Source organism: Photobacterium panuliri, from assembly GCF_059920555.1.
In genome coordinates, this window is the sequence record NZ_CP197192.1 from 799,689 (window position 1) to 825,925 (window position 26,237).

Below are 26,237 nucleotides of genomic sequence, written 5' to 3' on the forward strand. Positions count from 1 at the left end.
TTGCTATTTGCGGCCGAGAGGCGGCAGATAAACGAATTTGCTTGGCGACCATAGCGTTATGGACCCACCTGATCCCATGCCGAACTCAGCAGTGAAACGTAACAGCGCCGATGGTAGTGTGGGGCCTCCCCATGTGAGAGTAGGACATCGCCAGGCTTCAAACATTAGATACTTGTTCTGAACGACAGGTATCGGATAAAGAGAAATCTTTATCTCCGTGTGGAGCGGTAGTTCAGTTGGTTAGAATACCGGCCTGTCACGCCGGGGGTCGCGGGTTCGAGTCCCGTCCGCTCCGCCACTTTTTCGAAAGCCCCGCTAGAAATAGCGGGGCTTTTTTGTATTTGAATAATTTTGAATGTCCACCCTTCGACCGGATAGCCCAAGACTAGGCGTCCCGACAGGTTGTCCGCGACGAAAGACTGGGGCTTTTTTACGTTTAACGCTCCCGAAAAAGTGTTACGCACTTTTTGCGTCGGATGGCCGTCCCGTCGAATGCCGGACCATCGATCCCCGCTTGAGCGCAATCCCGGACTAAGTGCCCCAGACAGGTTGTCTGCGACATTAAGTTCACTCTTTGGTCATGGAGTTTGTTGGATGTGCTCCCTGCAGTTAGTTATGTTGTAGAAAGCTGTAGCTGAGCATGTTTGGTGACATTGTAGGACTTTTAGATTCTGGAATTCGTTCTTCGTAATGAGATCAGGTTGTAATTAGCTATTTATCTATTACCCAATAGTTCATTCGATTTATTTCTTACAAAAGAAACCCAGCCTTATGGCTGGGTTTTTCTATAAGATGATCTGTCTCTCGTTTTTATTTTACTGAAAGCTATGTGGCTACATATCATCATATTCTTCGATCGACGACCCCTCGAGTAGGTACCCTGTTTCTGCTAATTCGTGGCTTACGGTGTGGGTTTTTAACGTCCCTACGACATAAATGACATCCCATAACTCTTGGATAGGGGCACCTTGAGGAAATTTTACGTAAACAATTTGATTGGGTGGTGGAGGTGGTACGTGGATGCATGCACCAAAGTATGGGACAAGTAAAAACTCTGTAATGCGTTTATCATCGCCTTCTAGAGGGATCACAAAGCCGGGAATTTTTACTTTACTACCATTGAGTTCCTTTCTGACGGAACCAATAAGATTTTGTTTGGCTTTCTCTCCATCGTGATTAAGAACCGGCATTTGGTTTTGGTTAAACATCTGACGTTCTTGCTCTGGTATTAAATCGAGCCAATCGAGAGTTAAAGCATCTTCCGCAAAACATTGTATAGGCATGCTGATCAGCAGAGCTAGCAACCATTTCTTCATGTGATTAAACCTTAATTGTCATTCCGTCTGAGAGCGAGTGCTGATAAGCACGAATTGCAGGGATTACACCAACAATGAATCCCGCCAATTGGACCAAGCCTAGCAAATACCATTCATGTGTAGATAGTGGGTTGATTTCAATAAAGAGCCCAAATTGATTTTGGAGTATTGGTTGTCCTATGTATAGACAAAGATAGAGAAGCCCTGTGCCGATAACCAGCCCAAGGGTGGTGAGTACTGTTGCCTCACTAATGAGTAAGAAGAAAATATGCCCAGGTCGAGCTCCCATGGCTCTAAGTATCGCCATTTCTCTGCGGCGCTCGTTGAGACTGGTTAGTATGCTTGTTAGCATACCGAGCAGCCCTGCTATAACCACAAAGCCAGATATCACCAATAGGGCTTGCTCGGCAAGAGACATCATTCCCCAGAGTTCATGTAAGGCAATTCCCGGCATAATTGCACTAAGAGGTTCTTCGTTATAAGTATTAATTTGTCTTTGGAGTGCGAAGGCTTGAATTCGTGACTTCAGGCCAACAAAAAATGCGGTGATTTGTTTAGGCTCAAAATCTATTTGGTTCAATGCCTCGGCTTCTGGTGTAGGGCCTAATCGTGCTCCGCTTTCCCATCCGACGTGAATCGCTTCTATTGCTGCAAGGGAGGTATGGACACTACGATCTACAGGTGTCCCTGTGGGGGCTAGTATACCTACAACTGTGAAGGGGAGATTGTCATGCCTGTTGAAGGCTTTGTCGCTAAGTCCATGAGCAATAATGATCTCATCGTTGATTTGATATCCTAATTTTTTGGCAACCTCAGAGCCGAGAACGGTTTCAAATAGATTTTCAAACGGCTTGCCTTGATTAAATTTCAGAGCTTGACCTTGCCCATATCGATAATGTTCAAAATAAGAGTGGTTTGTCCCGATGACCCTAAACCCTTGGTGAGAATCCCCAAGGGATATAGGGATTGTCCAGTTGACGGAGCGGTGTTGGCTCAACTCCTGATAGCTTGCCCAGTCAATATTATTGGTAGCATTGCCTATTCGAAAAACAGAATACAACAAGAGGTTCACCTGACCGGAACGAGCGCCAACGATTAGGTCAGTGCCTGATATGGTATTGGCAAAGCTCGATTTGGCTTGAGTTCTTATTTTTTCCACACCGAGAAGAAGAGTGACGGAGATGGCAATTGTCAGTAGAGTCAATAAGGCTGTTGTTTTCCGGTTGGCGAGACTTTGCCAAGCCAGGCGAATAATCGCATTCATTACTGTGCTCCTACCGCGCGATTGAGTGTATTCAAGTCGTAGCCGCGATCGAACAAGGGCTCTAATGTCTCATCATGACTGACAAAGATAAGCGTTATGCCTGATTTATCGCATTCATCCATAAGCAAGGTGATGAATGCCTCTCTGTTATTGTGATCCAACGCTGAAGTAGGTTCATCGGCTATGAGGATATTGGGCCTACCGATTAATGCCCTAGCTGCCGCAACTCGTTGCTGTTGTCCAATGCTAAGCTCCGAGATAGGTCGATGAAGATATTCTTGGGGAAGGTGTAACTGTTGTAGTAGGCGATTAGCTTCTTCTTTTAACGTGCTGGTAATGTTGTGTTTTCTGCGTTGCGAAAAGCGACAAGGAAGTAATACATTGTCTGTTACTGATAGATAAGGCAGTAAATTGAACATTTGGAAGATATAGCCAATATGATCAGCTCTGAACTTATCCCTGTGCGTTGAGGACATTTGGCTGAAAGGTTGCTCCAATAGTTCTATTTTTCCTGTGTCTGGCGTATTAATCCCGGCAAGCAGAGATAGCAAGGTAGATTTACCGCTGCCACTTGGCCCTTTGATAAATATTTTTTCTCCTTTCTCGATCATTAGTTCAGGAATATCAAGGAGAGGGGCCTTTTGTTTTGGCCAACTAAATGTCAGTTGATTGATATTGATAATAGGCATCAGGATCTCCAAATGAGGAGGGGGCCTCCTCATTTGATTACTTGTATTAAAAATGGAAAACCGAATGGGAATTGTTTAATTGAGCACTTTTTTGCCCTCGGTCCGTTAGGCTGTTGACAGAGATATGTTCGGTTGATGGGAAAGCGGTAAACCATTGGGTTTTTAGCATGGATAGTTTGTCCGGAGACTGACATTGGAAATCATAGTATGCGGTAAATTCGCCATGAGAGCTGTCATCATGATGCTCATGCTCATGCTCATGCTCATGCTCATGCTCATGCTCATGCTCATGCTCATGCTCATCTTCTTTGTGGTTTGCATTCTTTAGCGAATGTTCAATATTCACCTTGGTGAGCTGACATTTAGCCTCAGTGTTTAATGTGAATAATTGCTCGGCAGCTTTTAATTGTATTTGGGCCTGCGTCATGGCCTGATGTTGTGCTTCATTTTTCGGTGCATGTTCGAAGCCGACGATGTCAGCGCCTGGGGCGGTGATTTCCATTAACAGTTGGTTGCCATCTTGGGCTATGTTCAGTTCAACGTGACCGTGTACATGGGCATCATGTTGGCGAAAGCCTTCAGAAGAGTGCTCGTGCGAAGCGGCTTGTGCGGTTGATAGTGTGAGGCCTGCGATTAGGACAGATATAGCAGTTTGCATGTATGGCATTGTCTTACTCCTTGTAAAAATTATGGTGACAGGGATAGCGTCAGGATAGTTGGGAGTAAGGAGGCGAGCGAGCTGTTGGCGTAAAGGCTGATTTTGAGTGAGGACTCTTTCGCTGAAACTGAAAGAATTCCGTTTGTTGAGCGGAGAATAGTGTGTGTTGTCCAAGGGAGGGCGTATCATCATGGATAATATGGCAGATCGTGCATGATGCCTGATGATGGTTGTGAGCACTTGCTTCTAGCTTGTGCAATATCACAATTGGCCCTAACAAAATAAGTAGGCTAATAAGTAGAAATATTATTTTTTTTTGTAGATTGCCTCTGTTAACCACACTCTGCTCAAAAGCCATGATAACACTGTAATAATATAACATTACAAATTGGTGAAATCATGGCTTAAGATAATTATTTTGAGAGACGACGGGATTATAAGTGTTGCTTTACGATAGCAATAACCTGTTCTACGTCGTTGTTGCCGAGCTTCCCTTCCTTAGCAAACAGTACAGTGCTGTTTTTATCTAATACAATGATCGCTGAACTCTCTGGTTGAAGTTCCCAGTTTTTTTGAACAGTACCGTTAGCATCAAGTACCATGGAGGACCATGAGAAATCCCGTTTGCTATCTTCGGCCGACGATTTAACGAAACTGCCTGTTCCCCAAATAGCATCATCCTGATTGATGATGGTTGTTGTTTGATAGCTATCTGATGGGAATTTCGCGGCGGTAATTGCCGCCATCATCTCAGCATTCATCTCTTTGGCGGCACTGCGCCCGGCGATAGCCTGAATAACCCGGACCTTGCCGTTTAACTGAACGGTGCTCCAGTTTTGGTATGCAATATCACCATTGTTGATCAGGATCTCGCCTTTATCAGCAATAGTTGCAGATGGGATGGGTTGGCCGACATTGAGGTTGTGAGCAAAGGCTGCGCAAGGAAGCAGGGTTGCAAGTAAGCACAACAGTGTTTTTTTGTTCATTCTTGTTATTCCATGATTTTGTAGAGGTATCATTATCTTAGATTAAATGTACCAATCTGGTTTAACCAGTTTTAGGGATATGAATCAGATCACGCTGCGATGACGAATGCATCATTGAGCTTATCGGTGAAAGTGATATGGCAGGCTTATTGCTTCTTTTATCTCTAGATATTTTTTTGATGTTTGTCTTTTGGTATTGAGTTGGTCAAAAAAGTGTCATAGAAACCGTTTAGGCGAACTCAAAGTATGAAAAGGCGGTCTATAGTAAGAAGGAATTGGTGAGGGGCTTATGCTAAGAGTGTTTAAAAAATACAGACCGAATCAAGTTGCCCGTTATGTTAAAAGCTATTTTAGAGGGCGGGTATTTATTACAGGGGTCGGGGGATTTGAGTTCGACTGCGGGCGCCTATTGCCGCCCAAGCGAAAAGACAAGAGAGCACTAAATGTTCTCACGGAGGTTAATCGAGAGATCCAGTTACTTGCTGCCAAGGCGGTATAGGCGCTGAAAATGAGAGGCTAGTTTGGCGGGAAGCAGATTCCAATTCCTCCTAATCCACAGTAGCCATTTGGGTTTTTCGCCAAATATTGTTGGTGGTACTCTTCAGCCAAATAGTACTCTTGGGCTGGTTGAATTTGAGTTGTGATGGACGTGTGCCCCAATGCATGCTGGTAGTGCTCCATACTGCTCTGGGCGATTTGGTACTGTTCGAGGGAGTGAGTCAATATGATGGAGCGGTATTGGCTACCTACATCGTTGCCCTGTTTGAAGCCTTGGCTGGGATTGTGGTTTTCCCAGAAGAGCCTTAAGAGCCTATCAAGTGAAATGATCGTGGGATCATAGATGACTCTGACAACTTCGGCATGGCCAGTTTGCCCGCTGCATACTTCCTGATAAGTTGGATTTGGAGTAAATCCAGCACTGTATCCAACCGATGTACTGTATACACCAGCCTGTTTCCAGAAAAGCCGTTCCGCTCCCCAGAAGCATCCCATGCCAACAATGAGTGTTTCCATGCTGGCAGGGGGAGGTGCCAATAGGTCTGTGCCGTTCACGGCATGGTGACAGCTTGGAAGTATTGGATTATCTCTTCCTGGCAATGCGGTTTCGGCCGTCGGCATAGTGAGTTTGCTCACAGACATTGTCGTATCCTTCTCTCTTTGGTCGTGCTTCCAAAGTAGTGTAATTGGTTATGAGATTCAATCTTGGCTGATTTGTTGGCAAAAGGTTGGCAGTTGAGAAGGGGTTTGTCAGAATGAATAGTGCTCATAAAGATAATAAAGCTTGCTACTAACGAAGTAACCATTGAATGAATAAGACAGTCTTGCGCTCAGGTTTTATTGTTGCCGCGCTTATGGCCATTTCCCCCGCAAATGCGAAGACTTCATTAGAAGTAAAGGGGTTGAAGGGAAGCCTAGAAAAAAACGTTGAAGCATATATATCAGCTATCCCCAAAGGGGATTACAACACCTCGCTGCGTTTTCGCGAGCAGCTCGAGGGTGAGATCCGCAATGCACTTAAGGCACTGGGACGTTATAACCCTACAATCACGATAACTGAACAGCGTGATGACGGTGATACCCTTTTGTTGGTTGAGGTGGCCCCTGGCCCCAAAACGATAATTGCCAAGAGCAATATCCAAATAACAGGTATGGCAAAAGATGATCCAGATTTTTTGTCTTTGGTCAGAAATAGCGGGTTGGGGTTGGGGCAGACCCTCAACCATGGAAAATATGAATCGTTGAAGTCGTCGCTAAGTAGCTTGGCTTTGCGTAAGGGATACTTTGATGCCGAATTGGTCACGAGCAAGATGGAAGTGGCCCCAAGCCTCAATGAAGCATTCATTATCATCGATTTTGCTGGCGGTGTTCGTTACAACTTCGGTGAAACAACATTCTCCGGTAGCCAAATAGACCAAGATCGACTCGAGTCCCTGCTCCCCTACAAGGAGGGGGATCCTTACTTGGCTTCGACGTTGGGGGAGTTCAACCAGCGTTTGTCCAATGTGGGGTGGTTTTCATCTATTTTTGTCGGTGGTGATGTCAATCATTTGGGAGACGGCGAAGTTCCGGTAAACGTCGTTGTGACACCACAGGTCCGTAATCTTGTTGAAACCGGTATCGGCTATTCCACCGATGTGGGGCCACGATTGAAGCTGAACTGGCGCAAGCCATGGCTAAATAGCGCCGGACATAGCCTTAACGTCAAAACCGAAATCTCACAGTCTCAGCCGAAGATAGAAGCCACCTATAAAATTCCTCTCGATGATGTCCTCAATGACTACTACCAAGTTATCGGGGGGATCCGCTATGTCGATAGCCATGACACCATCAGTACCGAATACAACTTGGGGCTTGAGCGGCATTGGCGCTTGGAGTCGGGGTGGAAGCGGATCGCCTCCTTGCGTTTGCTTTATGAAGACTACAAGCAGGGTGCCCTCGAAGAGGGCTTGCTCCAGATGGTGATCCCGGGGATCAGCTACGATAAAACCCGAATTCGTGGCGGTGCTATGCCGACCTGGGGGGACAAGCAGCTTATCTCGATTGAGTATTCCGATCCGGTTCTTGGCTCTGATACGCAATTGGCCAGATTCCGGGGGCGTTCGGCTTGGATCCGTACCCTTGGGGATAACCATCGGGGGTATTTCCGGGTTGATGGCGGGGCAGTGATTGCTGACAAAATTGAAGATGTTCCGCCGTCCATGCGATTTTTTGCTGGTGGTGATAACAGCTTGCGGGGATACAGCTATGAGTCGATCGCCCCGAAAGACCAAGAAGGTCAACTTCAGGGCGGGCGCTTTATGGTGACCTCTACCCTTGAGTACCAGTACCGAGTTTACGGCGACTGGTGGGGGGCTGTGTTTTACGACTACGGCTCATCTTGGAATGACAGCCCTGATTGGCTGGCTGGTGCCGGTGTTGGGGTGAGATGGGCTTCGCCGGTAGGCCCTGTCCGGCTTGATTTTGCCTGGGGGCTGGACAAGCCGACAGACAAGTTTCAGATCCACTTCGTTTTAGGGCCAGAGTTATGATTTGGGTAAAGCGTTTATCATTGGCTGTTCTTGCCTTGCTGTTGTTTTTGGTTATTGCATTGGCTGCGCTGCTGTACACGCCGGCCGGGGTGAAAATCGCAATATGGGGAGCAGAAAAAGCACTGCCAGCACTGAGCATAGAGCAGAGCGACGGTAGTTTGTTGCAAGGCTTCTCGCTGTCAGGCGTTGCTTACCAAGACCAAGGGATGGATCTCTCAGCCAAGCGTCTCGTCCTGGATATTGATGATCAATGTTTGCTGCAGCCTGCAGTGTGCCTGCGTCAGGTTGAGATTGCTGGATTGTCGTTTGCTATGCCGACATTGCCGCCAAGCAGCGAGGAGTCGCAAACTGCGCCTGATGAGCCGAGTACGCCGTTTTCCATGCCGATCCCAATTAGCCTTGATCGCTTGGTGCTGGACGATATTTCATTGGATATCTTGGGTAACAAAGTTGCTTGGAAGCATTTTTCCAGCGCCGCAACCTTATCTGGCAATCAGTTGATACTCAAACCAACTGTATGGGATTCGATAACGTTAGCACTGGCGAAAAGTGATGCGGAGAGTACTCCATCGTCCAGTACCGCGGGTGATCCACAGGCCATTGAGTTGCCGGACGTTATTTTGCCGCTGGGTATTTCTGTTGAGCGCTTTACCGTGACAGATTTTAGCTTGGAAGGGGAAAACGCCCAGAAGGTTGCATTGCTTGATCTTATCGCTAAGGCGGAGGGCAGTGATGTGACGGTGGACCGGATTCAGCTGAATGTACCCCAAGGTAAGCTGGATGCCTCGGCCAAGATACAACTGGCGGGGGATTATCCGCTGCAGCTCAAGGCTGGCCTTGATGTCGCCATGGAGCCCTTGTCGGGCCATCATCTTGATGTAAAGGCATCGGGGAGCGTTAAAACGCTGGTCCTGGATGCCCGGTTGAGCGGAACCCTCGATGCCTTGTTAAAGGGGACACTCTCACCGCTTGATCCTGAGCTGCCGTTTGATCTGTCATTGAAAAGCCAGCATTTACAATGGCCGCTTACCAACAAGCCGGAATTTACCCTGAACGCCTCGGCTCTGACGGCCAGTGGTGATCTAAAAGGGTACCGTTTCAAACTCGACAGTACGGTCGATGGTGTACCTATGCCTAAGGTGAAGGCCCGCCTTGTGGGTAAGGGCTCATTGGATGATGTCTCTTTGAGTAAGCTAGCGCTTGAAACCTTGGGGGGAACCGTGACCGGGCAAGCCAGTGCCAGTTGGAAGGATCTCGTCAATTGGCAGGGGCAGTTGGCCTTTTCCCATATTCAGCCGGGCTTAGAATGGCCGGATGTACCGGGGGATTTAAGCGGCAAGCTGAAGACTTCGGGAGGGTTAACACGAAAAGGTGGCTGGTATGTTCAACTTCCCGAATTGGCGGTCGACGGGATTGTGATGTCGCAACCGCTGGATTTGGTCGGTCAGTTAGATGCCAAAGACTTGAGCGGTAAGGGTAAACTGGCCCTGAGTACTACAGGCTTGTCTCTAAAGCATGGTCCTAACGGATTGACGGCTAAAGGGCAACTGGACGGTGATTGGGACATGGCGGCAAGCATCAATGCTCCCGATCTCAGCCAGTCGGTACCCGGCCTGAAAGGTGAAGTGGCCGGTACGGTATCGGTCAAAGGCAAAATGGCAGAGCCGGAGCTTGATCTGGTTTTGGATGGCAAGCAATTAGGTTGGCAGGATTTGGCTTCTCTGGCATCGCTGGAAATTTCAGGCAAAGTGTCACCGATGCCTGTTCTGAATGCAGATCTTACCGTCAGGGCTGCCAAGGGTCAGTACGAGACTTTTAACTTGAAAACTCTGGCACTGCAGTTTTCCGGAACCGAAGCGAGTCATCAGTTAGTGTTGGACATGCAGGCTGAGCCTGTGAGTACGGTACTGAAGTTGGCGGGGGTATTCGATCCCAAGCAAGGCTGGCAGGGGGTACTGCAACAGGGCGAAATTGAGACGCCTATTGGCCCTTGGCGATTGAACCGACCAACAGCTATCGGCTATCAGCTAAATTCTCAGCTTGCGACAGTTGCTGCCCATTGTTGGCAGCAAGACCGTGCCTCCTTGTGCCTGCAGGAAAATTTGTCTGCCGGTGCCAGTGGGCGGGCCAAAGTCGCCCTTAAGGGATTCGGGTTTGATTTAATCAAGCCGTACCTGCCTTCCGACATCGCCCTCAAGGGGGCGGTCGGGGCCAATGTCGAGGCCGTGTGGGCTCCGGATTCAGCGCCATACCTCAACGCGCAGGTGAGCATGCCGCCAGGTTCGTTGACCCAGCAATTGGATCCTGAGGCCGATCCGGTACGTGTGGGCTGGGATAAAGTGACGCTTAATGCATTGATGCAAAATGATGTCCTCAATGCCGACTGGTTGGTTGCTGTTCGGGACAATGGTGATTTCTCCGGCCGGGCAACGGTGACCCAACTGACCGGTGATAAGCAAATTGAAGGTAATGTGAAACTTGATCGTTTCATGTTGGGTTTCTTGCAGCCGCTGCTTGCGGATTACCATGATTTTGCCGGCCAGGTGGATGCCAATCTGTCTGTTAGCGGTCCGATATTGCATCCTGCAGTTAACGGTTTGCTCAAGGTGACCGATGTCAAGGCGCAGGGTAAGACGGTGCCATTGGATGTAGACAAAGCCGATATCACAGCGACGTTCGCAGGTTATCAGGCTCGGCTACAGGGCAAAGTCGTGACGCCAGATGGCGATCTGTCACTGAGCGGTGAAGGCGACTGGCAGGATCTCAAAGCGTGGCGGACAAAGCTGCGGGTCAATGGGCGAGAGTTGGAAGTGAATGTCCCACCGATGGTTGCCGTGAAGGTTTCACCGGATCTGACGATTACCGCCCAGCCGAAGCAAGCTGAGATCACCGGCAAGGTTGAAATTCCGTGGGGGCGGATCACGGTAGATCAGTTGCCGGAATCCGCCGTGTCGGTGTCCAAAGACGAGGTTATCCTCGGCCCGGACCTGAAGCCAGTTGATACCCAAAGCACGATGCCGTTTAAGATCAAAACCAATGTGCTGGTTAGGATTGGCGATGACGTGAAGCTTTCCGCTTTCGGCCTTAAATCTGGGCTGGTGGGTGATCTGAATGTCCGTCAGAACGACAAGGGACCGTTGGTGTACGGCGAGATCAACTTGCGTGACGGTACTTATCGTTCCTTTGCCCAAGAGCTGGTGATCCGCAAAGGGCAGATATTGTTCAATGGTCCTGCGGATCAGCCTTATTTGTCAATTGAGGCGATTCGCGACCCTGACAATATCGAAGATGATGTGATTGCCGGGATCCGGGTAACGGGGCCTGCGGATGAGCCGAAGGTCGATATTTTCTCGGATCCGGTCATGCCGCAGCAAAATGCCCTGTCTTATATTCTGCGTGGGCGCGATCTGGACAGCGAATCAGACAGCGGTGATGCAATGACAATGGCACTAATCAGCATGGGCTTGGCACAAAGTGGCCAGCTAGTTGGTGATGTCGGCGAAGCGTTCGGTATTCAGGATTTGGCGCTGGATACGGCGGGTTCAGGGCAGGATTCGCAGGTGACGATCAGCGGTTATATTGCCCCGGGGCTACAGGTCAAATACGGTGTCGGAATATTTAACTCGATTGGTGAGTTCACCGTGCGTTACCGCCTGATGAAAGATCTCTATGTTGAGGTCGTATCGGGATTGGATAGTGCTGTCGACTTGCTTTACCAGTTCGAATTCAACTAAGGAGAAATGGTGCACAACGTTTTTGTCTACGGCACCTTGCGACAGGGAGAGTCAAACCATCATTGGTTGGCAGGCGCTGACTGTTTAGGAGAGTGCCGCCTGCCGGGGAGCTATTTGCTTTACCATCTGGGGAGTTATCCGGCAGTGGTAACCGGACCGGATGGCGGGGCATTGATGGGAGAGGTCTATCAGGTTGATGACAGCACATTGGCATTACTCGATGAGTTGGAAGAGTATCCCCGCCTGTACGGTAGGATCCTGATTGCGACGCCATTTGGGGAGGCTTGGCTATATCATTATGCCCAGCCAGTCGATGGCGCTCCGTTGATCCCCGGCGGAGATTGGTGCCAGCGTAGCGGATAGTGAAAATCCCCTTCCTTTTAGGAAGGGGATTTTTTTATATGCGCTAGTTTTTTGTATAGGGTTGGCTGGGCATCGCTGAGAGCAATTTTTGGTAGCTTTCCCCGTTGTATAACTGGCTATAGCCTAATTTTGACAGTTCGGTTTCTGCGATGGCAGCCCGGCGTCCGGAATGGCAATAGAGAAAAATAGCCTGCGATTTGTCCGGGGCTATTTTGATGAGTTTGCTAATTTCGTCATAGGGGACATTGACGGCATTGGGCAAGTGGCCTGCGAGGTATTCTTCGTTGCTCCTCACGTCAACAATCATAGGATTGCCAGTTTCGGCAGAACGGTGTAGTTGCCAGAACTGGTGGGCCGAGACGGTTTCGGCATGGGCTGTGCCTGCAACGAGGCTAACGGCGAGGACGGTCAGTATGGAAAATTGTTTTAACATGCGAGTGTGCCTTGGAGCCATCCCGGATAGGTGATATCCGGGATGGGAGAGATCAGCAATTATTTTTTCTGGGCGCGTTCGAAAGACTCAATAATTTCAGCCTTGGCTGCCTCGGCATCTGCCCAGCCATCCACTTTGACCCACTTGCCCGTTTCTAATTCTTTATAGCGTTCGAAGAACTGTGTGATTTGAGCCTTGAGAAGTTCGGGGAGATCCTCGACGTCCTTGATATGGTCGTATTCCTTGGTGAGCTTGCTGTGCGGTACAGCAACTACTTTGGCATCTTCCCCTGATTCATCGGTCATCTTCAGAACCCCGACGGGACGGCAACGGATCACTGAACCAGGGAATAACGGGTAGGGGGTGGGAACCAAGACATCAACCGGATCGCCGTCAAGGGACAAGGTATGGTTCACATAACCATAGTTACACGGATAGAACATCGGTGCCGACATGAAGCGGTCAACGAAAACAGCCCCGGATTCTTTGTCGACCTCGTATTTTATGGGATCGGCATTGGCGGGGATTTCGATAACCACATAGATATCTTCCGGGATGTCCTTTCCTGCGGGGACCTGATTGAGGCTCATTGTCTCTTCCTTTTGTTAAGTTAATCAGATGTTGGTGATGTTGAAATTATAATAGCAATATCGTTAATTCATTGTCTAATCGACAGGTGCACATTGACCGGGAAAGGATCGGTATCAAAGTGAACAGGCTGCCTTGGGCAGCCTGTTGAGTGGGTTATTCCTCCTCGTCGGGGAAGGTTTCGAGGAAGTGTTCGACTTTTCGTACCATGTTGGTCGAGCCGACAAAAAACGGCACTCGCTGGTGGAGCTCTGTCGGCTGGATATCCATGATCCTTCGGCAGCCGTCGGAAGCGACGCCGCCAGCCTGCTCGATCAGGAAGGCCATTGGGTTGCACTCGTAGAGCAGTCGCAGCTTGCCATTTGGATGGGTGGCCGTGCTCGGGTAGAGGTAGATCCCACCTTTTAGCAGGTTGCGGTGAAAGTCGGCGACCAGTGAACCTATGTAGCGCGAGGTGTAGGGGCGGTTGTCCTCTGGCTCGTTTTCTTGGCAATACTTGATGTATTTTTTTACGCCCATCGGAAAGCGGATGTAATTCCCTTCGTTGATGGAGTAGATACGGCCATCTTCGGGGATGGTCATTCCCTGGTGGGAGAGGCAGAACACCCCGAGTGACGGGTCATAGGTAAAGCCATGAACCCCGTTGCCCGTGGTATATACCAGCATGGTGGACGAGCCGTAGATAATATACCCAGCGGCGACCTGGCGGTGGCCCGGCTGGAGGAAGTCCTCCTCGGTGGCTGGTGTGCCGACGGGGGATACTCGGCGGTAGATAGAGAAGATCGTCCCGACCGAGACATTGACGTCTATATTCGACGAGCCATCTAGCGGATCCATCAGGACGACATATTTGGCGTTGCGGTTGAGCTCCTTGTTGAAGGCCACCGCTTCGTCTTCTTCCTCGCTAGCTACCCCGCACACTTGATCTCGGGCTTCGAGGGCGGCTTTGAATTTGTCATTGGCGTAGACATCGAGTTTCTGCTGCTCTTCACCCTGGATGTTCTGGCCGCCAACCGCTCCTGTGATATCGACAAGGCCAGCCTTGTTGATTTCGCGGTTGACGATTTTGGCCGCCAGCTTGATGGAGCCGAGCAGGGAAGATAGCTCGCCGCTGGCGTGGGGGAAGTCGTTTTGTTTCTCGACAATGAACTCGCCAAGGGTTCTAATATCGGACATATACAATCCTTGCATCATGTTGTCATTGGGGCTGTTAAGTCAGGTACAATGTCTCTAACGGACAATTTTCATACCAATAGTTAGTTAGACGCTTTATATTGTGTGTGCTCTACTTATCTATAACGAATTGTATATAAAGATCTTTTTTAGGGTAACGAAGTAACGCAGAAGCGTGAGGCGACCAAAAAACATACTGAGTGAGCTGACTGTTATGCACATCCATATTCTCGGAATTTGCGGCACATTTATGGGTGGTGCGGCAATCCTTGCCCGCCAACTTGGCCATAAGGTGACGGGCTGCGATGCCAATGTCTACCCCCCAATGAGCACCTTGCTTGAATCACAAGGAATTGAAATTATTCAAGGTTATGACCCATCCCAGCTAAACCCTGCCCCTGATTTGGTGGTGGTGGGCAATGCGATGAGTCGCGGCAATCCCTGTGTTGAGTACGTGCTTAACAACAATCTCCGCTATACATCGGGTCCGCAGTGGCTGCAAGAGTTCCTGCTGCAGGATCGCTGGGTGATGGCTGTTGCCGGTACCCATGGCAAGACGACAACCGCAAGTATGCTGGCGTGGATCCTCGAGGACTGTGGCTATCAACCGGGTTTCCTGGTTGGCGGGGTGCTTGGTAACTTCGGGGTATCGGCTCGGTTGGGCGAAAGTATGTTCTTCGTGGTAGAAGCTGACGAATATGACAGCGCTTTTTTTGACAAGCGTTCGAAGTTTGTCCACTACCGCCCGCGGACGTTGGTGATGAACAACCTGGAGTTTGACCATGCTGATATTTTTGATGATCTGACAGCGATTCAGCGCCAGTTCCACCATCTGGTCAGGACAGTGCCGGGTAACGGCCGGATTCTAGCTCCGAAAGGGGTTACTGCGATTGACCAAACTCTTGAGATGGGATGCTGGAGCGAGCTTGAGTACATCGGTGACGATGGCCACTGGCGGGCAGAAAAACTTGATGAGGCCGGTAGCCGTTTTACGGTGTTCCTTGATGGCAAGGCAGTGGGAACGGTGGATTGGGCATTGATCGGGGATCATAATGTCAACAATGCCCTGATGGCTATTGCCGCGGCACGCCATGTAGGCGTTACGCCTGATTTGGCCTGCGAAGCCTTGGCGGGCTTCATCAATACTAAGCGTCGTCTCGAGCTCAAAGGGGAGCAGCATGGCGTGCGTGTGTTTGATGATTTCGCCCATCACCCGACAGCGGTCGAATTGACGTTGGGTGGACTGCGCGCCAAGGTCGGGGAAGCCCGGATTTTGGCGGTGCTGGAGCCCCGTTCAAATACCATGAAGCTGGGGGTTCACAAGGCCGATCTCGCCCCGGCACTGGCTGCGGCTGATGAAGTGTTCATCTACCAGCCTGATAATATTCCGTGGTCGGTGGATGAGATTGCCCAGCAGTGCCATCAACCTGCCACAACAGATGCAGACCTTGATGCGCTGGTGGCAAAAATATGCGACGCCGCCACGCCGGGGGATAATATTCTGGTGATGAGCAATGGGGGCTTCGGCGGGATCCACGGCAAGATCCTCGCGGCGCTGGAGGCCAAGGGTGGTAGCGAACAGTAACGAGAAGCGGATCACCTTGGCTTGGACGGGAGCATCGGGGGCGCCATATGGCCTTCGACTGCTGGAGTGTCTGCTGGCGGCTGATTACCGGGTATATCTGTTGGTATCGTCCGCGGCGCGGGTGGTTCTGGCAACTGAGCACGGCCTCAAATTGCCATCGGGACCTGATGCGGCGAAAAAGGCGCTGGTCGGACACTTGGGGTGTGATGCCAGCAAGCTAGAGGTATGCGGGAAGGAAGACTGGTTCTCCCCTGTTGCTTCCGGCTCTGCTGCTCCAAAGCAAATGGTCGTTTGTCCGTGTTCGGCGGGGACTTTGGCGTCGGTTGCACATGGGATGTCCGATAACTTGCTGGAGCGGGCAGCCGATGTGGTACTTAAAGAGCGGGGCCAGCTGCTGATGGTGGTGCGCGAGACCCCGTTCTCGACCTTGCATCTTGAGAATATGCTCAAGTTGTCGCAAATGGGGGTTACGATCATGCCGGCGGCTCCCGGTTTTTATCACCAACCCCAATCTATTGATGATCTGGTTGACTTCATGGTCGCCAGAATTCTCGATCATCTCGGTGTCGAGCAGGGCTTGGTGCCTCGTTGGGGATACGATCACCGTCATTAACCTGCGATAGCCCCTTATGTTTGCAAGCCCGCCTTTCGGCGGGCTTTGTTTTATCGGTTATTTGTCCTGATGACTTTGTGGCTTGATCACCAACACATTGAGCGGCGCGTTTTCTACGACTTTGGCCGCCACCGATCCCAACATGACTTTGTCCAGCCCCGAGCGCTTGTGGCTTGGAATAATGAGAAGATCTGCGTTGATCTTCTCTGCGTACTCGAGGATTGTCGTCCAGGTTTTGCCTTCTGTAACGCACTGGTAGCGAGCGATTTCCGGGGGAATGTGCGTTTCGGCAAAAGTCTTTAGCGTTAGCTGGGCATCCTGAAGCATTTGGCGCGCAGCATCTTTGGGGAAGTAGTTTGAGACAATGGCCATATGGACACCGGGTAGGACGGTGAGCAAGTGGATGTCGGCTTTGGATTGCCTCGCGTGCCAAACGGCAACCTCTACAGCTTGGTCGGCAAACCCCGGTTCGTTGAGATCAACGGGAACCAATATCTTTCTATACATAATGCGCTCTCTGTTGATAGGAGGGCTTATGGCTATAAGTATAAGCCCCTCCTTGGAGGGAGGGACTCATAATAGCGTTAGCCGGGCTCAGAGATGGCCCAGACGGCGGGCTCTGCGCTTTTGATTCCAGCCGAGTACGGCCAGCAATAGCAGTACCGGCACGAAGACCCATTCCTTCATCGGCCTGACGGCGGGTAAGCTGACGGAGGTGATCTCCCAGTCGAAATCAATCCCGGCTTGCTCGGCCGGGCTGGAAAACTCAACCATATCAACCAGCATTTTTTCACCGTCCTGACGGAGGATAAGACCTGTTGAAGCGATGCGCTCCTCGGGGGAAACCGCCTCTTCGGCAAAGGGGAGCAGGACATGTTTCGAGACGAACTTGCCTTCGAGGTTCTCCCCGCTAACCTGCAGTTCCAGTGGTTGGCCTATCGCCAGTTTGTCGGCGGCATCGGCGATGAGGATCCCCGGCATATCGTGTTTTGGGGGATAGATATGATCCCACCAGAAACCGGGACGAAATAGCGAGAAGGTGATCAGCAGCAGCAGGGTAACCTCCCACCACCGGGTGCGGGTAAACCACCAACCTTGGGTTGCAGCCGAGAAAGTCAGCATGGCGATCACGGCAGAGCATACCGTCAGCAGCAAATGCCACCAGGAATCAATATTCATCATCAGTAGCTGGGTATTGAAGATGAACATGAATGGCAGAATCGCGGTACGGATATCGTAGGTGAATCCTTGGATACCGGTTCGGATTGGATCGCTTTTGGCGATAGCCGCCGCCGCAAATGCAGCCAGCCCCACCGGCGGTGTGTCATCGGCAAGGATGCCAAAATAGAACACAAAGAGATGGACGGCAATCAGGGGTATGATCAGACCGTGCTGGGCTCCAAGGGTCACGATGACCGGTGCCATCAAGGTTGATACCACGATGTAGTTTGCCGTTGTTGGAAGCCCCATACCAAGGATCAGGCTGATCAGTGCGGTGAAAAGCAGCATCAGGAAGATGTTGCCGCCAGAGATAAACTCAACGAATTCAGTCATGACCAGACCGATCCCAGTTAGGGTTACTACCCCGACGACGATGCCGGCGGCAGCCGTTGCGACCCCAATCCCTATCATATTACGGGCACCGGACACCAGGCTTTCCAGTAAATCAACACCACCTTGTCGGCATGCATCAAACAGGCTTTGTTCCTGGTTGAAGAATGAGAGCAGGGGGCGTTGAGTTAGTAGGATAAAGACCATGAACATGGTTGCCCAGAAGGCTGACAGCCCCGGAGAGAAACGCTCGACAGTCAGGCACCAGACCAGCACAACGATCGGTAGGAGGAAATAGAGCCCGGACTTTAAGGTAGGGCCGGGATCCGGAACTTCGGTGATATCCGCGTTTGGATCTTCGAGCAGGTGGTCCTGATAGCGAGCGGCCAGTCGGATGAGGGCAACATAGGCAATCAGGACGACCCCGGCAATGATCAGGGTGGCGATATCACCGAAGACAGTTTTGGTCCAGCCGACCCCGTAGTAGATGATAGCGCTCAGGACAATCAGTCCGACTATGGTTGTGGTAAATGACAGCAGGCTTTGGGTCAGAGTTGGCTTGTAATGACGCTCTAGGCCAGCCATGCCTGCCTTGCAGGCTTCTAGATGGACGATATATATCAGGGCGATATAGGAAATTAGTGCCGGGAGAAGGGCGGCCTTGATGACTTCGACATAGGAGATCCCAACGTATTCCACCATCAGGAACGCGGCTGCCCCCATAATGGGAGGGGTCAACTGGCCGTTGGTGGAGGCGGCGACCTCTACGGCTCCGGCCTTGGTGCCGGGGAATCCGACTTTTTTCATCAGGGGGATGGTAAAGGTACCGGTGGTGACGACATTGGCGATGGAAGAACCCGAGACTAACCCCGACAGCCCCGAAGCCACCACGGCAGCCTTGGCTGGGCCTCCTCGCATGTGGCCAAGCAGCGAGAAGGCGACTTTGATGAAGTAGGCCCCGGCCCCGGCGCGTTCCAGCATGGCGCCGAACAGTACAAACAGGAATACGAATGAGGTCGAAACGCCGACCGCGATCCCGAAGACCCCTTCTGTTGTCAGCCAGAGGTGGGACATGGCCTTGTTGAGGCTGGCCCCCTTGTGGGCGATGACATCGGGCATGTAGGGGCCGCCGAAGGTGTAGATCAGGAACACCATCGCAACCACCATCAGAGGAGGGCCGAGCGCGCGTCGGGTCGCCTCAAGCAGTAACAGCATTCCGCTGGCCGCGACGATGATATCAATCTGGGTTGGTGCGCCCGAGCGACTGGCCAGTTCGGTATAGAACAGATAGAGATATGCGGCCGAAAAACTACCGGTGAGGGCAAGGAGCCAATCTACCGTAGGGATCCTATCGCGAGGTGAGCTCTTGAGGGCGGGATAGGCTGTGAATGCAAGAAATACGGCAAATGCCAAATGGATCGAGCGGGCCTCGGTATCGTTGATGATACCGATATTGAATATGAAAGGGAGCGGAGAGGCATACCAGAGCTGGAATAGCGACCAGCACAGAGGGATGATCCACAGAACCTTGCTGGCCAATCCTTTCGGGCTCCTTGCCCCGGTATCGGCCTTGGCTACCATATCTTGCACATCGGCTGACGTTTGGTCTGTCTTCGTCATGCATTATCCTTCTTCGATGGACGAGGTGTGGTTGTTGGTAATGGGTATAGGATGTCGTTGTGTCGAGGGGGAAAGAACAAGCGCCGCGGTGGCGGCGCTTGTAGAGCCAATATCATTGAAACCCATCGGGTTATTTTAGGTAGCCAGCTTCCTTGTAGTACTTCTCGGCCCCTGGGTGAAGCGGGATGGACAGGCCGCTTTTGACCATGTCTTCTGGCTTCAAGTTAGCGAATGCCGGATGCAGCCTCTTGAATGTATCGAAGTTCTCGAAGACCGATTTCACGACGGCATAGACGATTTCGTCGGATACGTCTGTGGATGAGACCAGAGTGGCCGCAACACCGAAGCTATTCACGTCGCTATCCGTCCCTTTGTACATGCCACCGGGGACGGTGCTCTTGGCATAGTAAGGGTTGTCGGCGATGATCTTGTCGATAGCCGCCCCGGTTACAGGGATCAGCTTGGCGTCGCATGAGGTGGTAGCCTCCTTGATGGAACCGTTCGGGTGGCCGACCACATAGACAAAGGCGTCGATTTTGTTGTCGCACAGCGCTTGTGAGCGTTCTGATCCCTTTAGCTCGGAAGCCAGTTTGAAATCGCTCTGCTCCCACCCGAGAGCATCCATGACGACGCCCATTGTGGCGCGATCCCCTGAGCCTGGGTTGCCGATATTCACTCGCTTGCCTTTGAGATCCTCGACGCCTTTAATGCCGGCATCGGTACGGGCGATGACGTTGAATGGCTCGGTGTGGAGGGAGAAAATAGCCCGCAGTTTCTTATAGGGCCCTTGCTCTTTGAATTTACTGGTGCCGTTGTAGCCATGGTACTGCCAGTCTGACTGGACGATACCAAAGTCCAGTTCACCGGCTCGCATGGTATTGACGTTGTAAATCGAGCCGCCGGTTGATTCTACCGAGCAGCGAACATTGTGAACCTTACGGTCTTTGTTGACGAGTTTGCAAATGGCGCCGCCGGTGGGGTAGTAGACGCCGGTTACTGAGCCGGTGCCGATAGTTACGAAGTTTTGGGCGGAGGCCGCCCCGGAAACCATGAACGCTGCAGCCAGCGTACTCACTGTAATGAGTTGTTTTAATGCCATGTTTGTCCCTTCCTAGTTGTTGTAATTTCCAGAGGAAATAGTTCCCTTCGGTGGAAAAGGCATAGTTTCAAATCAGCCCGATGATAGCAAAAATAGAACATAAATTTAAAATTATGTTAATTATTTTGGCTATTAGGTGAGTGGAAATAGATACTGACAGGATGAGAGGGTGGAATATTTATTTAGTTCAATCAATAGGTTGCGAGTGAGACAAAGAGGCGGGGGAAGTTCGTGTTAATGTGATCTATTTCTCATCTACACCAGGCTGCAGGGGAAATGCCAGCCTGGTATAGAAATGCCAGATTACTTACTGTAATCAAACAATTCGCAAACGGAGTCGAAAAGTTCTTCGGTTGAAATAGCATTGGTAGGGGTGATGAAAATTGTATCATCGCCAGCAACAACACCAAGGATACCCTCGGCTTTGCCCAGTGAGTCGAGCAGGCGGGCAATAACCTGCGCTGCGCCAGGACCAGTATGGATGACAACGAGTGCGCTGTTAAAACCAATCTCCATAACCAGTTCTTTCAACGGGCTGCTGGTGGTTGGAACACCTAGCTCTACAGGTAGGCAGTACACCATTTCCATTTTCGCGTTACGAGTACGAACCGCACCGAACTTGGTCAGCATGCGCGAAACTTTGGACTGGTTGATATTGTCGAAGCCCTGGGCTTTCAGTGCATCGACGATCTCGCCTTGAGAGCTGAATTTTTCTTCTTTTAGAATAGCTTTGAACGCTTTGACTAAGCGTTCTTGTTTATCTGAATTTCGCATAGGTAACGTTTATCATGCAGGGACGAGGAGCTGTATTCTGGCATAACCTTTTGGTTGCAGGCAAACAGTGTTCAGTAGAAGTGATGGCTGTATCTCGCTTCCATCACAGATAAGTGCATAATTATTTTATTTTATGTTGAGTTTTTGCAATGGCCATAAATGACTGAATATGACGAATGTTAAATCTATGTGGCACGTTTTATTCTTGCCCATGCGCAATATCCCAAAGCTAGCTGCTTGAGATTGTATTTGGCGTACGCTTGCTATAACGTCATTGCTGCACGGTGATATAAAATAGTGGCTATACCCAAGTTATCTCAAGATGAAGGAGTCGCCGTGTGGCATCCTTCCAGTGGGGGAGTTGTCTTGGGTATAGCAATATATCGTGATTTCATATAATTAGGTCTGAAAATTATAACTTCTATCGTAAAGGAGAACGAAGATGAAAGTTGCTGTAATTGGTGCGGCTGGTGGTATCGGCCAGGCACTGGCGCTTTTGCTGAAGAACCGTCTGCCAGCAGGGTCTGATTTGGCCCTGTATGATATCGCGCCTGTCACCCCTGGGGTGGCGGCAGATCTCAGCCATATCCCTACTCCTGTCTCAGTAAAAGGGTTTAGCGGTGAAGATCCAACTCCTGCGCTGGAAGGGGCTGACGTCGTATTAATTTCTGCTGGTGTTGCTCGTAAGCCGGGTATGGACCGTGCTGATCTGTTCAATGTGAACGCGGGCATTGTTAAATCGCTAGCCGAGAAAATTGCCGTTGTTTGTCCAAAGGCATGCGTAGGTATCATTACTAACCCAGTCAACACCACTGTGGCTATTGCTGCGGATGTACTGAAGAAAGCCGGCGTGTACGATAAGCGTAAACTATTCGGTGTCACGACACTTGACGTGATCCGCTCTGAAACGTTCGTTGCTGAGCTTAAGGATCTGGATCCCGGTAAGGTACGTGTACCAGTCATCGGTGGTCACTCTGGTGTTACAATCCTACCATTGCTTTCTCAGGTAGAAGGCGTGACGTTTACTCAGGAAGAAATCGAAGCGCTGACCCCGCGTATTCAGAATGCTGGCACCGAGGTGGTGGAAGCGAAAGCGGGTGGCGGTTCGGCGACGTTGTCTATGGGTCAGGCAGCATGTCGCTTTGGCCTGTCTTTGGTGCGCGCCCTTGAAGGGGAAACCGGTCTTGTCGAGTGCGCCTACGTTGAAGGCGACGGTAAACATGCCCGTTTCTTTGCCCAACCAATACTGCTAGGTAAGGAAGGCGTTGAGGAAGTGATGGATTACGGCTCGCTGAGCGACTTTGAGCAGGCTGCATTGGAAGGCATGCTAGAGACGCTGCGCGGTGATATCTTGACTGGCGAAGAGTTCGCTAAATAAGTCGTGACGTTTTCCCCATAATCTGTGAAGCGGCCATTTATGGCCGCTTTTTTGTTGTTTGTGATCATTCAGTAGTAATGATCGCACCCTGTGTGGAGCTGGGGCTGGTCGGCAAGATCGTTGCAGTTAACATTGATCCTGCGGTGATCTGTTGTGCTCTCGATGATCGCGGTGTTGTTGTCAGGATCAATGTCGACCACCTCGGCTACGCTATGGTGGTATTCTACCCACATACCTCGTTTGAGCTCTCTTGCTTGCATACATCCCTCCCATGTGGATCTGGAAGATCCCTCATTGTCTAAAATATAGCTGATGAATTGCTCTGCCTAAATCTTAACGAGCTGGAGGAGGGCTAGGATCAAAAAAGCCTGTGCGAAGACAGGCTTTTGCGGGAGGAGCACTTGTGATGCTTATTATTTATTGCGGTGTACCGCCATGTGGGCCAGTGCCACAAGAGCTTCCTTGTAAGGGCTCTCTGCCAGCACAGAAAGGCAGGCTATCGCTTTCTCAGCTTCTTCTTCGGCGCGTTTCTGGGTGTATTCCAGAGAACCAACGTGGTGCATACAGGCCAGAATAGGCTCAAGCTTGTCCAGGCCGTTGCCTTGCTCGATTGCTTCGCGGATCATCGCTGCCTGCTCAGGGGTACCATGATGCATAGCGTGTAGCAGTGGCAGGGTAGGCTTACCTTCGGCCAGATCGTCACCAACGTTTTTGCCCATTTCGTCGCCATCGGCAGTGTAGTCGAGGATGTCGTCGATCAGCTGGAAAGCGGTGCCCAGATAACGGCCATAATCCTGAAGTGCCGTCTCGATCTCCTGTGGGGCTTCGACGAGAATTGCGGCAACCTGAGTAGCGGCTTCAAACAGACGAGCGGTCTTGGAGTAGATCACCTGCATGTAGCTTTCTTCGGTGGTGTTAGGATCATTACAGTTCATCAGTTGTTGCACTTCGCCTTCGGCGATCACGTTGACTGCCTCGCTCATTACATCGAGGATCCTTAAGGATCTTAGGCTGGTCATCATCTGGAAAGAACGTGTGTAGATGTAATCCCCAACCAATACGCTGGCAGCATTGCCGAACATCGCATTGGCAGTTGCTTTCCCGCGGCGCATGTCAGACTCGTCGACCACGTCATCGTGGAGGAGGGTCGCTGTGTGGGTAAATTCGATGAATGCCGCAGCGGTAGTGTGCTTGTCACCATCGTAACCTAGGGCTCGGGCTGCCAATACGGCCAGCATTGGACGCAGGCGTTTGCCACCGCCGCTGACAATGTAGAAACCTAGTTGATTGATGAGGGCTACATCTGAGTTCAGTTGAGCCAGTATCTTCGCGTCGACCTCAGCCATGTCTTGGGCCGTGAGCGCTTGGATAGCTTTGAAATCCATTGTACATCCAGCAAAATAGTGTACCGCGTAGCGCGGGAGGTTTAAGCCTGCCGGCTGATGACTTGGCCGCCTCACTGTGCCCTTGGGGCGTATTGCCGCGTGCTTCACACCGCAAATACACAAGGTTGCATAGTTAGGGGGGGTTGTTAATCAGCAGCTAAAATTAATTATCGAATATTACACTAAAAGTCAGCGATCTTCATAACCTCGATTGTGTTTAAATCAGGAGCTTTTATTCCTGAGCAGCTTTTCGCCAATTTTCTTTGCACAATAGCTTGCCAGAAGCAGTCTTTTCGCGTAACATTCGCGCCCTATTGATGACAAGATTAAGCGCATACCCAATGCCTAAAATATACCTGGCATATGGCCTATGCGGACAAGCGGAGTAAGACATGTACGCTGTTTTCCAAAGTGGTGGTAAACAACACCGTGTAAGCGAAGGCCAGACCATTCGCTTAGAAAAACTAGACGCTGAAACTGGCGCTAGCGTTGAATTTGACTCAGTACTTCTAGTAGCTAACGGCGAAGAAGTAACTGTAGGCGCACCTTTCGTAGCTGGCGGTAAAGTAACTGCAGAAGTAGTTACTCACGGTCGTGGCGATAAAGTTAAAATCGTTAAGTTCCGTCGTCGTAAGCACTCTCGTAAGCAAATGGGCCACCGTCAGTGGTTCACTGAAGTCAAGATTACTGGCATCAGCGCTTAATAACAGGAGAATTTAAAGATGGCACACAAAAAAGCTGGCGGTTCTACTCGTAACGGCCGTGACTCAGAAAGCAAACGCCTAGGTGTTAAGCGTTTCGGTGGCGAATCTGTACTAGCAGGTAACATCATCGTTCGTCAGCGCGGTACTAAATTCCACGCTGGTAACAACGTAGGTTGCGGTAAAGACCACACTCTATTCGCTCTATCTGACGGTAAAGTGAAGTTCGAAGTTAAAGGTCCTAAGAACCGTAAATTCGTTTCTATCGAAGCTGAATAATTCAGATTCGTAACGAATACTAAAGCCCTGCCAACTGGCGGGGCTTTTTGTTTATGGGAGACCGTTATGCCACAGCAAAATCCCGCATTGGGAATGTCACTGGCACTGATAACAGCGGTTTTCTGGGGAGCCTTGCCAATAGCCATGAAACAGGCTGTTGAGGTGATGGATCCTTTTACCATCGTTTGGTATCGGTTTCTGACGGCCTCGATAGGTTTGGGGCTATGGTTAGGGTTCCGCCGCCAACTACCCGCTGTGTCGCGGCTAGGGGGCCTAGGAGCGGTGATCCTACTGATAGCCAGTATCGGCCTTGCCGGTAACTTCGTGCTGTTTAACAGCGCGCTGGAGTACCTTAACCCCCCGGTGGTGCAGGTGATCATCCAGCTGGCTCCTGTTATGCTCTTGTTGGCCAGTGCCTGGCTATTCAAAGAATCACTAGGGCGACACCAGATCCTTGGTGTTGTCGGCTTGCTGACGGGCTTGCTGCTGTTTTTCAATGAGCGGTTGCTAGAGCTTTTTACAAGCCTGAGTAGCTATACGACAGGTGTCTTGCTTGCCGTGATGGCGGCACTGGTATGGGTGGTTTACGCCCTGGCCCAGAAGCGCATGTTAAGGCAGTATAATTCACCCCAGATCCTGTTAATGATCTATATGATCTGTGCGATCATGCTAACCCCGGCAGCTAGCCCCGAGCAAATACTGCTGATGGATACGCGCCAGCTGGGTATGTTGCTGTTTTGCTGTATCAATACCCTTGTTGGATACGGTGCGTTCGCCGAGGCAATGGCGCGCTGGCAGGCATCGCAGGTCAGTGCCGTGATTACATTGGCCCCGTTGTTCACCATTGTGTTTGTCGATTTGGCCAGCCTCGTATGGCCGGCATATGTCGTACCGGCAGAGCTCAATGGCCTGGGGTATCTTGGGGCCTGCGTCGTGGTTGGTAGCGCGATGTTCAGTGCCATTGGCCATCGCCTTATGCGCCGTCGTTGAGGGTGAACCCGCAGGGGCGTGAAAGGCGA

General features: G+C 50.7%; 25 protein-coding genes, 1 tRNA gene and 1 rRNA gene. 12 read left to right on the forward strand and 15 right to left on the reverse strand.

The window, feature by feature from the left end:
- Positions 1-40 precede the first annotated feature (40 nt).
- Both rrf and ACSF8X_RS04000 read left to right on the forward strand, forming a co-directional pair.
- Positions 41-156: ribosomal RNA gene (gene rrf, locus ACSF8X_RS03995) — 5S ribosomal RNA — on the forward strand.
- Positions 157-221: 65 nt separating this feature from the next.
- Positions 222-298: transfer RNA gene (locus ACSF8X_RS04000), tRNA-Asp, on the forward strand.
- Between the two features lie 535 nt (positions 299-833).
- Here the strand turns inward: ACSF8X_RS04000 and ACSF8X_RS04005 are convergent.
- From ACSF8X_RS04005 to ACSF8X_RS04025, 5 genes are all read right to left on the reverse strand, one after another.
- The gene (locus tag ACSF8X_RS04005; protein ID WP_500850740.1) at positions 834-1,316 is read right to left on the reverse strand and encodes a DUF3299 domain-containing protein; all 483 of its coding nucleotides are present in this window, start codon (positions 1,314-1,316) and stop codon (positions 834-836) included.
- Positions 1,317-1,320: 4 nt separating this feature from the next.
- Positions 1,321-2,580 carry an ABC transporter permease gene (locus ACSF8X_RS04010; RefSeq protein WP_500850741.1) on the reverse strand — a complete coding sequence of 420 codons (1,260 nt, stop codon included), beginning with the start codon at positions 2,578-2,580 and terminating at the stop codon, positions 1,321-1,323.
- Complete coding sequence (locus tag ACSF8X_RS04015; RefSeq protein WP_500850742.1) at positions 2,580-3,269, reverse strand: ABC transporter ATP-binding protein; 690 nt, start codon at positions 3,267-3,269, stop codon at positions 2,580-2,582. The genes ACSF8X_RS04010 and ACSF8X_RS04015 overlap by 1 nt, the downstream gene beginning before the upstream one ends.
- A gap of 46 nt (positions 3,270-3,315) precedes the next feature.
- Complete coding sequence (gene zrgA, locus ACSF8X_RS04020) at positions 3,316-3,936, reverse strand: zinc uptake protein ZrgA (protein WP_500850743.1); 621 nt, start codon at positions 3,934-3,936, stop codon at positions 3,316-3,318.
- A gap of 425 nt (positions 3,937-4,361) precedes the next feature.
- Positions 4,362-4,913, reverse strand: a complete 552-nt coding sequence (locus ACSF8X_RS04025) for a YtfJ family protein (RefSeq protein WP_500850744.1) — start codon at positions 4,911-4,913, stop codon at positions 4,362-4,364.
- Between the two features lie 289 nt (positions 4,914-5,202).
- Here ACSF8X_RS04025 and ACSF8X_RS04030 point away from each other — a divergent pair, with 289 nt between their 5' ends.
- On the forward strand, positions 5,203-5,412 hold the full coding sequence (locus ACSF8X_RS04030; RefSeq protein WP_047880966.1) for a DUF1107 domain-containing protein: 210 nt from the start codon (positions 5,203-5,205) through the stop codon (positions 5,410-5,412).
- A 17-nt stretch (positions 5,413-5,429) separates the two neighbouring features.
- Here the strand turns inward: ACSF8X_RS04030 and msrA are convergent, their stop codons facing one another.
- Positions 5,430-6,053, reverse strand: a complete 624-nt coding sequence (msrA, locus tag ACSF8X_RS04035; RefSeq protein ID WP_500850745.1) for a peptide-methionine (S)-S-oxide reductase MsrA — start codon at positions 6,051-6,053, stop codon at positions 5,430-5,432.
- A gap of 167 nt (positions 6,054-6,220) precedes the next feature.
- Between msrA and tamA the strand changes: the two genes are divergently transcribed.
- Genes tamA through ACSF8X_RS04050 form a run of 3 tightly spaced genes read left to right on the forward strand, consistent with a single transcriptional unit; the run spans position 6,221 to position 12,039 of the window.
- Entirely contained in the window at positions 6,221-7,942 is a 1,722-nt protein-coding gene (tamA, locus tag ACSF8X_RS04040) for an autotransporter assembly complex protein TamA (protein WP_500850746.1), read from the forward strand.
- Complete coding sequence (gene tamB, locus ACSF8X_RS04045) at positions 7,939-11,676, forward strand: autotransporter assembly complex protein TamB (RefSeq protein WP_500850747.1); 3,738 nt, start codon at positions 7,939-7,941, stop codon at positions 11,674-11,676. Before tamA ends, tamB begins: the two co-directional genes overlap by 4 nt.
- Positions 11,677-11,682: 6 nt before the next feature.
- On the forward strand, positions 11,683-12,039 hold the full coding sequence (locus tag ACSF8X_RS04050) for a gamma-glutamylcyclotransferase family protein (protein ID WP_500850748.1): 357 nt from the start codon (positions 11,683-11,685) through the stop codon (positions 12,037-12,039).
- A gap of 43 nt (positions 12,040-12,082) precedes the next feature.
- Here ACSF8X_RS04050 and ACSF8X_RS04055 read toward each other — a convergent pair whose 3' ends face one another.
- The 3 genes from ACSF8X_RS04055 to fbp all read right to left on the reverse strand — a co-directional run bounded on the left by ACSF8X_RS04055 (position 12,083) and on the right by fbp (position 14,236).
- A complete protein-coding gene (locus ACSF8X_RS04055; protein WP_500850749.1) occupies positions 12,083-12,472 on the reverse strand; it encodes a rhodanese-like domain-containing protein in 390 nt (129 codons plus the stop codon).
- Positions 12,473-12,531: 59 nt separating this feature from the next.
- Positions 12,532-13,062, reverse strand: coding sequence for an inorganic diphosphatase (gene ppa / locus ACSF8X_RS04060; RefSeq protein WP_500850750.1), 531 nt, complete (start codon positions 13,060-13,062; stop codon positions 12,532-12,534).
- 154 nt (positions 13,063-13,216) lie between these two features.
- Positions 13,217-14,236 (reverse strand): class 1 fructose-bisphosphatase, encoded by a 1,020-nt coding sequence (gene fbp, locus ACSF8X_RS04065; protein ID WP_500850751.1) that lies wholly within the window; start codon positions 14,234-14,236, stop codon positions 13,217-13,219.
- Positions 14,237-14,447: 211 nt separating this feature from the next.
- Here fbp and mpl point away from each other — a divergent pair, with 211 nt between their 5' ends.
- Together mpl and ACSF8X_RS04075 are read left to right on the forward strand one after the other, a co-directional pair.
- Positions 14,448-15,818, forward strand: a complete 1,371-nt coding sequence (mpl, locus tag ACSF8X_RS04070; RefSeq protein ID WP_500850752.1) for a UDP-N-acetylmuramate:L-alanyl-gamma-D-glutamyl-meso-diaminopimelate ligase — start codon at positions 14,448-14,450, stop codon at positions 15,816-15,818.
- Positions 15,802-16,431 (forward strand): flavin prenyltransferase UbiX, encoded by a 630-nt coding sequence (locus ACSF8X_RS04075; RefSeq protein ID WP_500850753.1) that lies wholly within the window; start codon positions 15,802-15,804, stop codon positions 16,429-16,431. Before mpl ends, ACSF8X_RS04075 begins: the two co-directional genes overlap by 17 nt.
- Before the next feature lie 57 nt (positions 16,432-16,488).
- Here the strand turns inward: ACSF8X_RS04075 and ACSF8X_RS04080 are convergent, their stop codons facing one another.
- From ACSF8X_RS04080 to argR, 4 genes are all read right to left on the reverse strand, one after another.
- Complete coding sequence (locus tag ACSF8X_RS04080) at positions 16,489-16,938, reverse strand: universal stress protein (protein ID WP_047880956.1); 450 nt, start codon at positions 16,936-16,938, stop codon at positions 16,489-16,491.
- An 87-nt stretch (positions 16,939-17,025) separates the two neighbouring features.
- Complete coding sequence (locus ACSF8X_RS04085) at positions 17,026-19,602, reverse strand: TRAP transporter permease (protein ID WP_500850754.1); 2,577 nt, start codon at positions 19,600-19,602, stop codon at positions 17,026-17,028.
- A 130-nt stretch (positions 19,603-19,732) separates the two neighbouring features.
- On the reverse strand, positions 19,733-20,701 hold the full coding sequence (locus ACSF8X_RS04090; RefSeq protein ID WP_047880954.1) for a TAXI family TRAP transporter solute-binding subunit: 969 nt from the start codon (positions 20,699-20,701) through the stop codon (positions 19,733-19,735).
- Between the two features lie 303 nt (positions 20,702-21,004).
- On the reverse strand, positions 21,005-21,475 hold the full coding sequence (argR, locus tag ACSF8X_RS04095; RefSeq protein ID WP_047880953.1) for a transcriptional regulator ArgR: 471 nt from the start codon (positions 21,473-21,475) through the stop codon (positions 21,005-21,007).
- Positions 21,476-21,917: 442 nt separating this feature from the next.
- On the opposite strand from argR, the gene mdh reads away from it, so the two are divergent.
- A complete protein-coding gene (gene mdh / locus ACSF8X_RS04100; RefSeq protein ID WP_047880952.1) occupies positions 21,918-22,853 on the forward strand; it encodes a malate dehydrogenase in 936 nt (311 codons plus the stop codon).
- Positions 22,854-22,921: 68 nt separating this feature from the next.
- Here the strand turns inward: mdh and ACSF8X_RS04105 are convergent, their stop codons facing one another.
- Positions 22,922-23,113, reverse strand: a complete 192-nt coding sequence (locus tag ACSF8X_RS04105; RefSeq protein WP_500850755.1) for a hypothetical protein — start codon at positions 23,111-23,113, stop codon at positions 22,922-22,924.
- Between the two features lie 153 nt (positions 23,114-23,266).
- On the reverse strand, positions 23,267-24,238 hold the full coding sequence (gene ispB / locus ACSF8X_RS04110; protein WP_047880950.1) for an octaprenyl diphosphate synthase: 972 nt from the start codon (positions 24,236-24,238) through the stop codon (positions 23,267-23,269).
- A 392-nt stretch (positions 24,239-24,630) separates the two neighbouring features.
- On the opposite strand from ispB, the gene rplU reads away from it, so the two are divergent.
- The 3 genes from rplU to ACSF8X_RS04125 all read left to right on the forward strand — a co-directional run bounded on the left by rplU (position 24,631) and on the right by ACSF8X_RS04125 (position 26,208).
- Entirely contained in the window at positions 24,631-24,942 is a 312-nt protein-coding gene (gene rplU / locus ACSF8X_RS04115) for a 50S ribosomal protein L21 (RefSeq protein ID WP_047880949.1), read from the forward strand.
- A gap of 18 nt (positions 24,943-24,960) precedes the next feature.
- On the forward strand, positions 24,961-25,218 hold the full coding sequence (rpmA, locus tag ACSF8X_RS04120) for a 50S ribosomal protein L27 (RefSeq protein ID WP_036750185.1): 258 nt from the start codon (positions 24,961-24,963) through the stop codon (positions 25,216-25,218).
- A 66-nt stretch (positions 25,219-25,284) separates the two neighbouring features.
- Positions 25,285-26,208, forward strand: coding sequence for a DMT family transporter (locus ACSF8X_RS04125; protein ID WP_047880948.1), 924 nt, complete (start codon positions 25,285-25,287; stop codon positions 26,206-26,208).
- Positions 26,209-26,237 lie beyond the last annotated feature (29 nt).

Coding starts and splice junctions, on each gene's coding strand:
- ACSF8X_RS04005 (WP_500850740.1), bottom strand. CDS start 1,316: ATGAAGAAATGGTTGCTAGCTCTGCTGATCAGCATGCCTATACAATGT.
- ACSF8X_RS04010 (WP_500850741.1), bottom strand. CDS start 2,580: ATGAATGCGATTATTCGCCTGGCTTGGCAAAGTCTCGCCAACCGGAAA.
- ACSF8X_RS04015 (WP_500850742.1), bottom strand. CDS start 3,269: ATGCCTATTATCAATATCAATCAACTGACATTTAGTTGGCCAAAACAA.
- zrgA (WP_500850743.1), bottom strand. CDS start 3,936: ATGCCATACATGCAAACTGCTATATCTGTCCTAATCGCAGGCCTCACA.
- ACSF8X_RS04025 (WP_500850744.1), bottom strand. CDS start 4,913: ATGAACAAAAAAACACTGTTGTGCTTACTTGCAACCCTGCTTCCTTGC.
- ACSF8X_RS04030 (WP_047880966.1), top strand. CDS start 5,203: ATGCTAAGAGTGTTTAAAAAATACAGACCGAATCAAGTTGCCCGTTAT.
- msrA (WP_500850745.1), bottom strand. CDS start 6,053: ATGTCTGTGAGCAAACTCACTATGCCGACGGCCGAAACCGCATTGCCA.
- tamA (WP_500850746.1), top strand. CDS start 6,221: ATGAATAAGACAGTCTTGCGCTCAGGTTTTATTGTTGCCGCGCTTATG.
- tamB (WP_500850747.1), top strand. CDS start 7,939: ATGATTTGGGTAAAGCGTTTATCATTGGCTGTTCTTGCCTTGCTGTTG.
- ACSF8X_RS04050 (WP_500850748.1), top strand. CDS start 11,683: ATGGTGCACAACGTTTTTGTCTACGGCACCTTGCGACAGGGAGAGTCA.
- ACSF8X_RS04055 (WP_500850749.1), bottom strand. CDS start 12,472: ATGTTAAAACAATTTTCCATACTGACCGTCCTCGCCGTTAGCCTCGTT.
- ppa (WP_500850750.1), bottom strand. CDS start 13,062: ATGAGCCTCAATCAGGTCCCCGCAGGAAAGGACATCCCGGAAGATATC.
- fbp (WP_500850751.1), bottom strand. CDS start 14,236: ATGTCCGATATTAGAACCCTTGGCGAGTTCATTGTCGAGAAACAAAAC.
- mpl (WP_500850752.1), top strand. CDS start 14,448: ATGCACATCCATATTCTCGGAATTTGCGGCACATTTATGGGTGGTGCG.
- ACSF8X_RS04080 (WP_047880956.1), bottom strand. CDS start 16,938: ATGTATAGAAAGATATTGGTTCCCGTTGATCTCAACGAACCGGGGTTT.
- ACSF8X_RS04085 (WP_500850754.1), bottom strand. CDS start 19,602: ATGACGAAGACAGACCAAACGTCAGCCGATGTGCAAGATATGGTAGCC.
- ACSF8X_RS04090 (WP_047880954.1), bottom strand. CDS start 20,701: ATGGCATTAAAACAACTCATTACAGTGAGTACGCTGGCTGCAGCGTTC.
- argR (WP_047880953.1), bottom strand. CDS start 21,475: ATGCGAAATTCAGATAAACAAGAACGCTTAGTCAAAGCGTTCAAAGCT.
- mdh (WP_047880952.1), top strand. CDS start 21,918: ATGAAAGTTGCTGTAATTGGTGCGGCTGGTGGTATCGGCCAGGCACTG.
- ACSF8X_RS04105 (WP_500850755.1), bottom strand. CDS start 23,113: ATGCAAGCAAGAGAGCTCAAACGAGGTATGTGGGTAGAATACCACCAT.
- ispB (WP_047880950.1), bottom strand. CDS start 24,238: ATGGATTTCAAAGCTATCCAAGCGCTCACGGCCCAAGACATGGCTGAG.
- rplU (WP_047880949.1), top strand. CDS start 24,631: ATGTACGCTGTTTTCCAAAGTGGTGGTAAACAACACCGTGTAAGCGAA.
- rpmA (WP_036750185.1), top strand. CDS start 24,961: ATGGCACACAAAAAAGCTGGCGGTTCTACTCGTAACGGCCGTGACTCA.
- ACSF8X_RS04125 (WP_047880948.1), top strand. CDS start 25,285: ATGCCACAGCAAAATCCCGCATTGGGAATGTCACTGGCACTGATAACA.